This is a genomic window from Vibrio sp. 1727 (genome assembly GCF_033344415.1).
Classification (GTDB): domain Bacteria; phylum Pseudomonadota; class Gammaproteobacteria; order Enterobacterales; family Vibrionaceae; genus Vibrio; species Vibrio alginolyticus.
This window is the reverse complement of record NZ_JAWPOT010000017.1, coordinates 1-13247: the sequence shown is the minus strand read 5'-3', so window position 1 is coordinate 13247 and position 13247 is coordinate 1. Positions and strand designations below refer to the sequence as shown.

General features: G+C 51.1%; 18 protein-coding genes. All 18 read left to right on the top strand.

Annotated elements, in window-relative coordinates:
- The first annotated feature begins 117 nt into the window (after nucleotides 1–117).
- Entirely contained in the window at nucleotides 118–462 is a 345-nt protein-coding gene (locus tag R8O10_RS16140; RefSeq protein WP_000209093.1) for a hypothetical protein, read from the top strand.
- A gap of 77 nt (nucleotides 463–539) precedes the next feature.
- Nucleotides 540–842, top strand: a complete 303-nt coding sequence (locus tag R8O10_RS16135) for a hypothetical protein (RefSeq protein WP_000410925.1) — start codon at nucleotides 540–542, stop codon at nucleotides 840–842.
- A 77-nt stretch (nucleotides 843–919) separates the two neighbouring features.
- Nucleotides 920–2545 (top strand): DNA cytosine methyltransferase, encoded by a 1626-nt coding sequence (locus tag R8O10_RS16130; RefSeq protein ID WP_000201432.1) that lies wholly within the window; start codon nucleotides 920–922, stop codon nucleotides 2543–2545.
- A gap of 60 nt (nucleotides 2546–2605) precedes the next feature.
- Nucleotides 2606–3037, top strand: a complete 432-nt coding sequence (locus R8O10_RS16125) for a hypothetical protein (protein WP_000687894.1) — start codon at nucleotides 2606–2608, stop codon at nucleotides 3035–3037.
- A gap of 73 nt (nucleotides 3038–3110) precedes the next feature.
- On the top strand, nucleotides 3111–3665 hold the full coding sequence (locus tag R8O10_RS16120) for a hypothetical protein (protein WP_001093867.1): 555 nt from the start codon (nucleotides 3111–3113) through the stop codon (nucleotides 3663–3665).
- A 232-nt stretch (nucleotides 3666–3897) separates the two neighbouring features.
- Complete coding sequence (locus tag R8O10_RS16115) at nucleotides 3898–4284, top strand: hypothetical protein (RefSeq protein ID WP_000042274.1); 387 nt, start codon at nucleotides 3898–3900, stop codon at nucleotides 4282–4284.
- Nucleotides 4285–4371: 87 nt separating this feature from the next.
- A complete protein-coding gene (locus R8O10_RS16110; protein ID WP_001187969.1) occupies nucleotides 4372–6825 on the top strand; it encodes a phosphoadenosine phosphosulfate reductase in 2454 nt (817 codons plus the stop codon).
- 201 nt (nucleotides 6826–7026) lie between these two features.
- Complete coding sequence (locus R8O10_RS16105) at nucleotides 7027–7230, top strand: hypothetical protein (protein ID WP_000050847.1); 204 nt, start codon at nucleotides 7027–7029, stop codon at nucleotides 7228–7230.
- A 71-nt stretch (nucleotides 7231–7301) separates the two neighbouring features.
- On the top strand, nucleotides 7302–7907 hold the full coding sequence (yfbR, locus tag R8O10_RS16100) for a 5'-deoxynucleotidase (protein ID WP_000071870.1): 606 nt from the start codon (nucleotides 7302–7304) through the stop codon (nucleotides 7905–7907).
- Nucleotides 7900–8169: a hypothetical protein gene (locus R8O10_RS16095; protein WP_000184110.1), complete on the top strand. Its 270-nt coding sequence runs from the start codon at nucleotides 7900–7902 to the stop codon at nucleotides 8167–8169. Before yfbR ends, R8O10_RS16095 begins: the two co-directional genes overlap by 8 nt.
- Complete coding sequence (locus R8O10_RS16090) at nucleotides 8150–8401, top strand: hypothetical protein (RefSeq protein WP_012728221.1); 252 nt, start codon at nucleotides 8150–8152, stop codon at nucleotides 8399–8401. The genes R8O10_RS16095 and R8O10_RS16090 overlap by 20 nt, the downstream gene beginning before the upstream one ends.
- Before the next feature lie 73 nt (nucleotides 8402–8474).
- Nucleotides 8475–9032 (top strand): hypothetical protein, encoded by a 558-nt coding sequence (locus tag R8O10_RS16085; RefSeq protein WP_000064432.1) that lies wholly within the window; start codon nucleotides 8475–8477, stop codon nucleotides 9030–9032.
- Nucleotides 9033–9106: 74 nt separating this feature from the next.
- Complete coding sequence (locus tag R8O10_RS16080; protein ID WP_000595210.1) at nucleotides 9107–9958, top strand: hypothetical protein; 852 nt, start codon at nucleotides 9107–9109, stop codon at nucleotides 9956–9958.
- Between the two features lie 205 nt (nucleotides 9959–10163).
- The gene (locus tag R8O10_RS16075; protein ID WP_001032043.1) at nucleotides 10164–10310 is read left to right on the top strand and encodes a hypothetical protein; all 147 of its coding nucleotides are present in this window, start codon (nucleotides 10164–10166) and stop codon (nucleotides 10308–10310) included.
- Nucleotides 10311–10416: 106 nt separating this feature from the next.
- On the top strand, nucleotides 10417–10803 hold the full coding sequence (locus R8O10_RS16070; protein WP_001077336.1) for a hypothetical protein: 387 nt from the start codon (nucleotides 10417–10419) through the stop codon (nucleotides 10801–10803).
- A gap of 177 nt (nucleotides 10804–10980) precedes the next feature.
- Nucleotides 10981–12708 (top strand): toprim domain-containing protein, encoded by a 1728-nt coding sequence (locus tag R8O10_RS16065; protein ID WP_000122922.1) that lies wholly within the window; start codon nucleotides 10981–10983, stop codon nucleotides 12706–12708.
- Nucleotides 12650–12973, top strand: a complete 324-nt coding sequence (locus R8O10_RS16060) for a hypothetical protein (RefSeq protein WP_015058952.1) — start codon at nucleotides 12650–12652, stop codon at nucleotides 12971–12973. The genes R8O10_RS16065 and R8O10_RS16060 overlap by 59 nt, the downstream gene beginning before the upstream one ends.
- Nucleotides 12974–13045: 72 nt before the next feature.
- The coding region (locus R8O10_RS16055) for a hypothetical protein (RefSeq protein ID WP_042632561.1) at nucleotides 13046–13247 on the top strand (202 nt) is incomplete at its 3' end.

The window sequence follows — 13247 nt, the reverse complement described above, 5'->3', positions numbered from 1 at the left end:
TGTCGAGAGTGAATAGTGAGGTAGCTGGCCTCCCCAAACAAACAGCATTCTACATAACCCTTGGGGGATCACTGCCCCTCGGGCTGGTGGTTCCCTGACAAACATGGAGCCACAACTATGACTACTCTTGCCAGCTTTGCGAATCCGATTTCTGTTATTCAACGCTCACCAACCAGTGGGGTGTTTGGCACAAATCAGTTCGTAGGAGACAAAGAGGGATTTGTACAAAAGGTGCTCGGAAAGTGGTACTGCAATCCAGGGAATACCATTCCCGTTGAGAGCATGTCCCACCTTGAGCAGGCGGAGAAACTGTATGACTTCTATGTCAAGTATCTCCAAGTGAAAGAAAAGATCTCTGTGAACCTTGGCCGGGTGCTGCATAAGCTGTACAGCACTGGTTCTATCAAGGAAGCAGAGATCGTGCTTGAAGCAATAAAGGCTCAGGCTGGCGTAACAGCTTGAGCAATCTACTAACCCTAAACCGGGTGCATCCGCCCGGTTCGGGACGTGGTGCGCCCCCAAACTATTTGGAGTGCATCATGGAAAAACATAACCTCAAATCCGGATTCAGCATCTATTTCGCTGACGTCCATTTCGAGAAACAAGTCTACGCATTCGGCTCAGGACTTGGCTTCACCTCTGTGATTTACGCCTACTCGCTGGGCCGAGATCCGGAAGAAGCTGAGAAGCTGGCGCTTGAAAAGTACGACTCTGACGAAACGAAGGTGAAGAAGGTGCATGTCAATCTGGCTCGCAGCCAGGACATCAACCGCTACACCTTCCCTGAACAAATGGCTGGCTTTGCTAATGCCATTCAGTCTCACGGCATCGCTGTGAACTGAGAACCACTTTAAACCCATCGGGGCCATTACTTCCCGATTGGGACGGTAGTGGCCTCTCAACCGAAAGGAGAGAGCTCATGGCTACTATCGTAAACACCAAGTTAGGAGAACATCGAGGCAAGAAGCGCGTCTGGCTGGAAGGCCAAAAGCTACTGCGTGAAGGTTACTATCCTGGCATGAAGTATGATCTGGAGCTGAAAGATTCCCAGGTTGTGCTTCGCGTCAAAGAGGAGGGTAAGTTCACCATCAGTAAGCGTGAGCGCAATGGCCGGGTGTCTCCAATCATCGATCTGACCGTGCAGGAGCTTGCTACCGTTTTTGACGGTGTAGAGATGCTCCGCGTGTTCATCCGTAACGGCGCAATTGTGATCTCTGCTCACCATCAACAAGAGCGAGTGATCGAGCGCGTCAACCGGCTTATCAGTAAGCTGGAGAATGGAGAATCGCTTTCGGTATGCAGCCTCTTTCATGGGGGTGGTGTGCTTGATAAAGCGATTCACGCCGGTTTTCACAAGGCGGGAATTGCCAGTGCCATATCTGTGGCCGTGGAGATGGAAGGGAAATATCTCGATTCGTCTTTGGCAAATAACCCGGAGCTTTGGAACGAAGATTCTATTGTTATCGAATCGCCAATCCAGGCTGTGAATCTCAGCAAACGCCCACCACAGGTGGATGTTTTGATGGGGGGCATACCGTGTACCGGCGCGTCAAAGTCAGGTCGCAGTAAGAACAAGTTGGAGTTTGCCGAATCGCATGAGGCGGCAGGTGCCATGTTCTTCAACTTCCTGCAATTCGTAGAAGCGCTAAACCCAGCCGTTGTGCTGATTGAGAACGTGCCTGAGTACCAGAACACCGCTTCGATGGAAGTGATTCGTTCGGTGCTCTCTTCGTTGGGTTACTCCCTACAAGAGCGCATTCTCGACGGCAATGAGTTTGGGGTTATTGAGCGCCGCAAGCGTCTTTGTGTTGTTGCGCTTTCCCACGGGATCGACGGGTTTGAACTTGAGAAGGTTCAGCCTGTTCGCACCAAGGAAAGTCGCATACAGGACATCCTGGAGCCAGTTCCGCTCGATTCTGAACGTTGGAAGTCATTTGACTATCTGGCTGAGAAGGAGTTGAGAGACAAAGCTGCTGGCAAGGGGTTCTCTCGCCAGCTTCTGACTGGCGACGATGAGTTTTGCGGCACCATAGGTAAGGACTATGCAAAATGCAGAAGTACCGAACCTTTCATTGTTCATCCAGAACAGCCGGAGTTGTCTCGCATCTTTACACCGACAGAACATTGTCGAGTGAAAGGGATACCAGAGGAACTCATCCAAGGTCTGTCGGACACTATTGCCCACCAGATTCTCGGGCAATCGGTAGTCTTTCCCGCGTTCGAGGCTTTAGCCCTCGCATTAGGGAACAGCCTGTGGAGCTGGGTTGGAATGATGCCAATCATGGTCGAAGTCGTGGATGAATCACAGCCGGTGATCGGTGGTGAAGACTTCCATTGGGCAACGGCATTGGTTGACGCAAAGGGCACTCTCAAGCTGTCACCGGCAGCGAAAAAACAGGGGATGCCCTTCAACATTATGGATGGTCAATTGGCTGTCTATTCACCTAACGGAACTAAAAAGAGCTGCGGCCATGAGCCTTGCGAATATCTCCCGGTAATGATGTCCGGAGACGCAATCATGGTCACTTCATCTTTGGTTCATTAGTAACTCACCGGGGCAATGCCGAAAGGCCTTTGCTCCGGCCTATCCGAAAGGAGAGTAATCATGAAAATCGAAACTGTTGTGCCTTTACCTCCCGAGGATTCAGGCCTTCAACACTGCATTGCCAGGTTCCATAACCGCAACATGGATTCCAAGCGAAAAGACAAGACCCGTTTTTTCAGGAGGGAGCCGGTTATGATCGTAAACCCAGAGACCAAAGCAAAGGTTCTCCGGTATGCGATGGGCAACCCTGGGAATTTATCCATCACAAAGCTGGCGGTCGCGCTGGATTACGATGCGGTAGATGCTCTGGGTGTTCGTTTTAAAGACACTGTAAATCTTGAGGTTCGCAGAGCCAGGCGCTGGGAAGTCTGGCAGTGGTTCTGGAACCATCCGGATCAAAGTGTCCAACTGTCAATCAAATTGGGCGTGGTTGGCGCTGTGTTGGGAGTCATGGGCTTCCTGACTGGCGTAGCTCCGTACCTCTTGGGATAAACCAATAAAGCCGTTAACGGGCAATGTAAGTCCGGAGACGGCTTGCATTGCTCTCTCGAAAGTGGAGAGTCAAATGAACACATTAGAACAACTTGTAAATCAGAGAGTGCTTGAGGAAGGTCTGAAAAAGGCGAAGCCATTGGCCGCGCAAATGGGGCTTGAATCTGTACCTGATGAGATGCTTGAAATGATCTGCCCAAACTTGAACTACTCTGGGCAGTTTACGCCAGCTCTGTACGCGAGATTTCAAAGCGTAAAGCGATTACTGAAAGAGTTGTCGGAACAAACCTCACCTAAGCACGGGCATATTGTGAAGTTTACCAACCAATATGGGAGCTACGATGAGTCAGCTTTGCTGTTCAAAGAAGGCGACGTCAGAAACCAGAACTTGGTTGCTTGTGTGGGCGGGAAGACGATAAATCTCGGAGAGCTAGAGCTTCGAGATTATGGGCTCAATATGCACATCGGTTGCGGTGGACCATTTGAGCCGATCTCAGAAGCGCAGATTCAGTCCTTGTCTGAGTTTGACTTCTATGAGACGACCTACAGATTCTGGGGCCAGAATCCATGTGGAAACGGGATGATAGACATCACCGTCCCTATGAAACGTTGGTTCTTGACTGTGTAGCTTCAACCTGAGTGCGCCGAGAAATCGGCGTACCGGCCCCTTAAAAAGGGTAATCAGCGCAGGGGGAAACCCCGCGCTTTCCCAAGCATCTCGGTTTCCCAGGGTGCTTCGGAAAGTGCCTTAGGCGCTCAAGTGCGGTAGCTGGCTGCCAAAAACAAACAGCAAATTATCAACCCTGACGGGAGCACCTCCTGTTAGGGGGGCTCCGTCATAAACTGAACGGAGATATAGCATGTCTAAAAACGTCAACGATGTTTTTTCAAACCGAACTTCTTTGGAATGTACTGTGAATGCAGCGCTGGATCGTCGTATCGGTCTGCGTGTCGGGTTCCCTCATTACAGAGAAGGAGCAAACGGTGTGGTTTGTGAGATCGAAGCAGAGTACCCATTGCTCAACACTCATTCGAGTGTTGCATGGCCCCTGCTCGATGAACTCAACAGTTACACCATCCAAAAAAACCAATCGCTCATTGATCACATTGATAATGCGGTCGCTGAACTGTTGAAACACAAGGCTCGTCTACAGCTTGATATTCAAAAGCTGCAAGACGGTGACATTGATCTGGTGAAACAGGCCAAGCAGCAATACGAAGACAACCAGATGTCGAGTAGCAGCTAGTTCAGGTCTGATAGCCAGGATTCAATTTTAACCCTACCGGGGTGCTTTCCCGGAAGGGATGGGCACCCTGCTAATCCAGGAGGCCCTATGCAACAAACATTAAACTTTGATCTATCAGAACAACCCATCCCAGTGCTTTTGCGTGGGGATAAGTGGGATTCTGTTTGGTCAGAACTGACTGATAACGAGGATTTGAACTTCGTTGATGCCAGTAGAGGAACCAGTCTGTCATCGTTGATCACGTCATCGGTTGAGTCCATTCACACGGCCTTAATTGATGGGTGGACCATGATGATCGGCTATTCCAGTGGTAAAGATTCTGAAACGGTCTTGCACCTGTTCCTGATGGCCCTGATCCGGGCTGTAAGGAGTGGGGCGACCATCAGCCAGCACCACTTCATCTTGCACACTGACACACTGATCGAAAGCCCAGAGGTAAGGTGGCTGGCGGATCAGAAACTGGCCGAGCTGGAGCGTTTCATTGCGAAGGAAAACCTTCCTCTGACCATCGTTCTAGCAAAGCCTGGGATCTCGCAGAGTTGGACGGGCCGAATCCTTACTGGGAGGGGGTTGCCTACGTTTTCCAACTCCACGGCCCGCCAGTGTAGCCAGGATTTAAAAATCACCTCTGCCAAAAGAGCGAAGGCAGCTTATATGCGAGAGCTTCCCAAAGAGGTTCGACAGAAAGTCTGCCTTTTGCTGGGCAGTCGTGATGCTGAAAGCACTATTCGTGCGGCCAACATTGCAAAACAGCGAGGAAGCTCAGATCGCGTCATTAAGACGAAAGATGGGGGTGAGCTGTATGTGGTGAAAAACTGGTTGGCGAGTGATGTCTGGGAGTTCTTACTATCCGCTGGCATGGGCTCAGCATATCCTCTGCCAAGTTACTTGGAGAGCAATGTCACTACGGCAGAGCTTTACAAGGCGGCAACAGGGGAGTGCGTGTGGTCGGCAACAGAGAAGAAGGCCAGTGACGCCTGTGGCGCTCGCTTCGGTTGCTGGGCTTGCCAGGCTGTTGGGTTGGATAAGTCAATGGAGACGTTGCTTGCCACGGACCCTGAAAGGCATGGCTATATGTCGGGGCTGAACCGCATCCAGCGCTACTTGGCAAAACGCCGGTACGCATGGGAAGACCGCCATCCCGTAGGTCGAACGATTTACGAGGGCGGATACATCAAAATACAGCCGGACGTTTACAGTCCTGTTTTCCTAGAACGATTGCTTCATGTCTGTTGCAGCATGGACTACATGGAGCAAAAGAGAGCTGATGAGCTGGCATACAAGCTGGCTACTGGTCAAGCAGAGGATAACGACTGGAACCGTCGAATGGCAGAGCCACAATTCCGGATCATATCGGAAGAGGCTTTAGTCCATATCGACTTCATGTGGGCCTTCCATCATTTCAATGATAAGCCTTTCCATGCCCTGGAGATTTACCACAGGGTTTGGTCGATGGGTGATCTGGACTTGCTGGAAGACGAGCCGCAGTGTGAAACCGTTCCTCAGTCACCAATTCCGAAGCCATTGTGGTTGAAGGTTGGTCGCTGGGGCGATGGTTCGCTTTCTGATGGCTTGGCCGATCCGTTAGCGGAAATGGCTTACTTTGACGGCGGGGATGACCCGTTGGCAGCGCAAGTGATCAATACCGCAGACGGAAAGAGAAGGGTGGTTTGCTTCGCAGAAGATGATGAAGTGAAAGTCGATCCCGACTCCGCTGCGTTCATCATCTGGAACGAATACCCGCGACTAAGGGAGTCTGTACTAAAGGGACATTATACGCCCGGTAGTGCAGCGCAGTTCTACCTTCGGTTCGGAGCAATCCAGCTTGCGAAAGGAAAAGGCGCTTTGTATCACCGTATGATGCAAAGAGGTCAAACCTACCACCAGATGGGCCTTACAGGGCTACAGACGATGGAAGGAATCCAACAGCGCAAGGATGTCAAAGTGCTTAGCGATGCTAAGTACAAAGATCTGGTGAAGCGAAAAATCAAGGGAAGACTGGCAACGGTACGCTGGTGGGTCAACTTGCACTTAACGTTCAAGTACCATCTGCACCACCGTACTCCGACGGGGTTGTTCATCGAGAAGCAACTTGACCAGGAAGCAATGGAAGAACAGAAACGGCATCAGGAGCGATGGTTTAACTACGTGACTGACGCGATGCTTTGTTACTCCAGCGCATTCTGTATGAGCGTCATGGAAGGGCGAGAGGGGAGCGGAAACGCCAACATTCGTCGTTACATGGCCGCGACCAGAAGGAAGGCTTATACGGCCCTCTGCGAGCTCTTGGACAATACTGACGCCCAGTGGATGAATGATGTGGTCCAGAGTGCCGTAGGGCAGTATGAGGCGATACAGGCAGCCCTAACCGAAGGTTCCGCGCTTGCTATCTATCTCGACTGGATCAACCTACTGTCAAAACGCCATCCAGCCTCTTTGGAGCGACATGTCAGAACGATGATCAAGGCGGTTCAACGCTTACATCGCCGCGACGACACAGAGTTGCAAAGAGGACAGCAAGGCTTGTCCTTGGCCGCATAAAAAGCCCTCCTTCGGGAGGGCTTTTTCTTTTGCACCCCAAAAGGGCAATTACAGCGTTTTACCCTTTTAGGTGGCTGTCATACTCTTTGTTCATTGTCAGCGCTTGCTGGCTATAACGGTAGCTGGCCCAAAACAGCAATAACCTAACCCCTCGGGAGGAAACCCCTCCTGGGTTCTCTCCCACAAACAAAGGAGAGAAGCATGAGCCTAGACAAGTTAAGTCGGCTGGTGGACCAACAACGAAAGATCCAGGATGAAATCGACAATGAAATCATTCTGGCCGTCAAAGAGGTGTTGGCTACAAACTCAGTCGGTTTAGCCCGTGAGCTTGTTGGGGGTGTCCCGCAAGATCATCCATTCCATCCGTTTTTACTCGCTATAGCTAAGCAGCTTGACCCGAGATAACTAAGTAACCCAACCGGGTACACCAAGGCCCGGTCGGCTTTGGTGTACCTCCAACCAATTTTGGAGGCACTATGTCTAATTCAAATTTCGGCTTTCTAGCTCTGGCCTTGCGCCAACGCCTGATCAAACGCTGGTCACTGATGCACTCTGTTCAACCGGAGTCTGTGTTGGAACACAGCGCTGTTGTTACCCTGCTTTCCTACCTGGCTGGCAATATTGCCATTCAGCAAGGGAAGTCGGTGGATCTGGCAGTCATGCTTGCTCATGCTTCGTTGCATGATGCAGCCGAGGTTCTCTGTTCGGATGTTGTAACACCGGTCAAGAAAGCAAACGCTGTTTTGCAGCGTGAGTTTGAACGACTGGAAAAGGCCGCAGAGGACAAACTCATCCAGACTCTTCCCGAAGAACTCCAGGATGCAGTCGCCATAGCCTTCGCTCCCGGTGGCTATGAACAATCACTGGTTAAGGCCTGTGATACCTACTCCGCTTACATCAAGTGCAAACTTGAGGTGGCCGCAGGTAATGGCCTTGAGTTCCAGGATGCTCTCAGCAAAATGGAACGTGTTGTTGCTCAGGTGAAATCGGACTTCCCGGAAATCGACGCTCTGGACAAATGGTTTGGTAACGGACTCGGCCATTCAGTAGATAAACTGCTGGCAGGGGGTAACGATGACTAATCCAATCCCTGGCGACATCAAGATTAAGGACTTTGGCCGCGACCGGAAATTCCGTTCGGTTGATGAGCTTCAAAGCACTTTGTCAGAACAGTACAAAGGTCAGCATGTCAGCATCGTTTACCCTGCAAAGCCCAGCGGTTTACTCCGCACGGTTTTTGTCAGTGTCGATGATGCTGGTGGCGTGAATCGAACCTATGGGGACCAGTCTCCTGTCGATTTTTCTGCCATCAAAGATGACCTGTATGTACCAAGTGACCTGTAGGAGAGCACTAGCTATGGTGGTGATCATCGTAAACACAGGACACTATGAGTTTATCGGCCTTGGTGAGACCCACGGACAAGCCACAGAAGGGCTTTTGAAACGCTGGGACGAACACTGCGAACGTAATCCGGATGCTGAGTCTGGTTACATGCAGGAGCTGATAGAAGAAGGAAGCGCACAAGTTGTCGAGATGGAGCCCGGCTCCGCCGTAATTTACGGACTTGACGGCTAAGCCTTCTCAACTAACCCACTCGGGCGCATCATCCCGAGAGGGTGTGGTGCGTCCTAACCAAAAGGAATGCACTATGTCTAACTTTGAACAAGCTCTGGAGCGTACTGACGGTAAAACACTGATTCTCAGCAATGGGAGTAAGTGGGCAGGCCAAGACCCGGACAGTATTCAGACTTTACTGGATGTCCTGGGTGACAACGTTCTTGACCCGATGTTTGAGCAGTATCACTGTTATCGCCCATACCCGTTTGAACCAATGGTGAGGACGGGGCGAAATGGCGAAATGTTCCAGCCTTGGCTTGGGGCAGCCTGCTTCTTTGGGAACTTCCTGACTGTCTCTCATGTTTTCAACATCATCACGAAAGATGACGGTGTTGTTGAGGCCTTAACAGAGGCGATCCGGAAGAATATGGCGACTGAACAGTACCAGCAGAATGCCTATGAGCGTTATGCCGGTTGGTTCTACGCTGAAACCAGCGAAGGGTTAAGGCTAGTCTCTCCAAGTGAGGCTGCCGACATCCGAGCTGGCGCAGTTTCAAAGCTGCGTTACCCAAGAAACTTCGAGGTTATGAAAACTGCGGTTCTCAAAGGTCCTCGATTTGATACTGAATTAAGCCGCAAGGCTTCTTAACCCAAACATTAACCCCACGGGGGACATCGGTCCCTGAGGGGATGGTGTCTCCCTCTGAAATTAAGGAGATACCAATGATTAAACAGCATTTTCAAAACGAACTGGTTAAGTGTGGATACCCGGATGATCTGACGATTGAGTACAGTCTCGGATACTGCCAGGGGGATGGCGTAGCCTTCTACGGGGATTTGAGCGTTGATGACGTCAAAGCTCTCATGAATCGCCTATTCAGCACTGAGCCCGGCCAAGTGGATGCTGTCAGCCGCGTGAAGAACCTGATGGCACAGAAAGACATTGAGAATATGCTTTCTGTCCTCCGCGAATATGGTTCCTGTGACCTGTCCATTACTCGGAATAGTCACGGGCATCACTACAGCCATTGGAACTGCATGAACATCGACGACAACGTGGACTTCACAGGGATCTTCCCTGATGATGATTCCATGATTGGCACCGGCATTGAAGGGATTAACCAGGATATGGTCGAGCGCTGGCAAGACCTCTGGGAACGCTTTGTGCTGGAGCTGGCGGATGATGTAAAAAGTCTTTCCAAGAAGCTCGAAGCGGACGGGTACTCGCTGATCGAGGCCTCTCCATGCGAAGATGAAGTGGTTTGGGAACGGGCCACTGAAAACTACCTGGTGCGTGTTACTGAACTCCCTGAGCGGGATTTCGATATGGGCCACTGGGATGACGAAGTAAGAGACCAAACAATTTGTTCTATCCTGGAAGGGAAAGAGCGAGTGCTTGGCCTACGTGTTGAGGTACTCTCTCGTGAAAACGAGATTGTCCTGGGTGAAGAGAGTCTGCACGGCTTGACCGTTGCCAGTGATGACAAGAGCTACGCTGGCTACAGACGAGAACTTCTCCGGGGAGCTATCCAGCAAACCAGGGACTTTTTCTCTCGCCACCTCAAAGCGGCATAACAAGGCAGGGGGAAACCCCTGCTTTACTTCCCAAGTCTTCTTACTCATGGTGAATACCATCAGTAAGCAGATTTTGTTCTCTTCGGAGAGCGAAAAGTGCGATAGCTGGTCGCCAAAAACAAACAGCAAATTAACGTTAATTTATTAATCCCTGCGGGAGTCTATCTCCTGCTGGAGATACCTCCCGTTATTTCTGGAGGTATCCATGAACAAATTCCAAGACTTTAAGTTGGTTTATCGTCAAGGTGGTCGTCGCTTAGAGCGTGTCTTTACGGACACTCTTTACGCGAATGTGAAGCGTGTCGCTGACTCGTTTCCTCCGACCGTTCTTTGGCGCATTCAGCCAGCGTAAAACTCGGAACCTTAAAGCTCGGCTTTGGCCGTGACCTTTCAATAACCCATGCGGGTACACTTCCCCGCACGGGGTAGGTGTACCCATTAACTTTGGAGTACACCTTATGAACCAAGTAGCTAAATTGGACCTCGCCCAAATCCGTCAACAAGCCATCAATGATGGTCTGCTGGTGGACCAATCTTCCATCGGTAAACAAGCTGGTTTCCTGACCAATGTGGCAGTGACCCCGGCAATTGTCGATGGAGTATTTGGTGCAGATGGTAAGCACTCGGTAGAAGACTTCCTTTTCATGTTTTTGCAGCTTTGTGTTGCTCAAACAAAGGTCGCTTTTACCGACAACAAGAATTGGGGAAAGATTCGTCTTTATTACCCCATGCCCACTGTAGATGGCTTTTTCAAACCCACTGAGGTTGTGATTAAGTCAGATCCTGTAACCGCAGATGTCACAATCATGATGGCCTCGGAAGAGGGCGCTCATTTGTGCTTGTGATATTCACAAAATTCGCCTCCGTTTCGGGGGCGACCTTTTTAAACCCCTCGCCGGGGAGAACTCCCCGGCTGGGGAGCCTCCTTGGCACATTCTCCCGGTGTCGGGGTTTCCTTAAAACCCTGGCGACGGGGGTTTAAGGAAGCCTCGATGCTGGGGTTCACGCTAAGGAGAAAACCTATGTCTTACTACAAAGCTGACACCGTTCGTGAAGCTGCAAACGGAAACTGGCTATTCATCCTGGCGGCCCTAGCGCCCCATCTTGAACCAGCTCTCCGTAAACCTGGTCGTCATGTTTCTTGTCCTATCCACGGCGGGAAAGATGGCTTCCGACTGTTCAAGGATGCCCACCTGACTGGTGGCGGCGTATGCAATACATGCGGTGCCAATCATGATGGTTTTGAGCTGCTGATGTGGCTCAATAACTGGGACTTTAAACAGTGCCTGAGCGAGGTTGGTGATTATCTGGGCGTTGAGAAAGAGCAACCCCAGTATCAACAAGCCGCTGCACCGACACGAGCTCCTGTCCAGGCCAAAGCGCCTGTTCAGCAAGAGCCTATGAAGGTGAATAACAAGGTTCTCGATTCCAAGAATCGTAAAAAATCCATTGCCGGTACTCTGATTGCCCACGGTAAAGCTCCTTATGAGCATAACGAAGACAACGAGCTCAGCTACTTTGCCTTCATCCGTGACAAGAGCGGTTTGGAACGCACCATCTGGGGCGTGGATCTTGAAAGAGCCATTGGTGAAAGTGAAGCCAAGTATGGGGATGAGATCGTCATGACAAACCTCGGGCGCGAGCCTGTAACTGTCGTCGTTGAAGTTAAGGACGAGCAGGGGAATGTTGTGAGAGAACAACCTATGCAAACGCATCGCAACACCTGGCTGGTGGAACGTCGCGGCGCTACGGTAACGCAGTTCCGCGCTCGCTCGAACGGTGGTGTTGAGCCGGTGAGTCACCATGTTGAGTCGGCCCCTGTGGTCAACCGCAAGGTAGAAACTCCGGCACCGCAAGTACAACCTGCGGCCACACAACCGGAAGAGCAAAGCAGCGAAAATAAGCCGAAAGTTGTTCCGATGTTTCGTGAACAACCTAAGCCTTGGTTGCTTGAGCTCCAAGAAGAAATGGAGAAGAGAATGGAGCGCGAACGCGCTTACAGTGCTCGTCTCCGTGAGAAAATCGAGAAGGTATGGAACGAGTGTTTGCCGTTCTCCAGTCATGTGACTGAGCCAATGCGTCTGTACTTCAAAAACCGCGAGCTGCTGTTCAAAGTTGATGAAGTAGAAAAAACAGACTGTCTGCGGTTCAATCCGGCTATGGCCTACTACGACGAAGATGGCAATGAAGTTGGGAAATTCCCGGCTATCGTCTGCGCTATCCGAGATGTGGAAGGCAACCTGGTAACGCTCCACCGCACCTATCTCACCCAAAACGGTAAAAAAGCCAAGGTCGGCAACGCCAAAAAGATGATGCCCATTCCTGACGGTTTGGATGTCAATGGCGCGGCCATCCGCCTCGGTGAACCGACTGAGGGTATCCTGGGTGTTGCAGAAGGGCTGGAAACAGCTCTGTCAGCTTATCGAGTCACTCAAATCCCGGTTTGGTCAACGGTCAATGCCACCCTAATGGAGTCCTTCGAGGTTCCAGAAGGTGTTCACACCGTACTGATCTGGGCTGACAAAGATAAGTCTGTGACTGGGGAGAAGTCAGCGAACGTGCTGAAAGCCAAGCTGGAGAAGCGCGGCATTCGTGTGTACGTCCTGCTGCCTAAGCTCCCGATCCCGCCCAGAGCGAAAGGGATTGACTGGAACGATGTCCTGATGAGTCAGGGAAGCCTCGGTTTCCCGAATGCTCGCTACCTGCGCGATTTCATTGCGAGAAGGAGAGCTGAGTATGGCCGTCATTGATGTCTCGAAGGTTGATACAACGCCTGGTAACGACGCGGTGTGCCCCTTCTCTCCCCCTGAGGGGTGGGAGGGGGACTCTGCGGCCTACGTTGAGCTTATGCGGTCTCGGTATCGTCATCTGATGCACGGCCAGAGAATGATGGTGACAGCCTCCTTCGCAAGAAGGGAGCCTATCCAAGTTACTGGCCCGTTTGCTGATGAAGCGACGAAGATCATTAACTCAATGAAGATGAACAAGGCGAAGCCAACAGCTTTGTCTGCCTAAAACTTTAACCCTGAGGGGGTGTTCATGCCCTCTCAGGCATGATTCGCCTCCTCTTCAACTATGGAGGTAATCATGAAAAAGTTTTTGCGTATTAAGACGTGGTTTGTGCGTCTTTTCTCTCCTGACAAGAAGACTCTGGGAGCTATCGGTGAAGACCTGCGTAAGGTCGCCGTAACAGCCATCGGTGTCGGTATTGTAGGGGTCGTCTCAGAAAACGGAATCTATGGTCACTCCCGTTTTTGCAACACCGATTTTGACGACAAGTTGGCTTGCT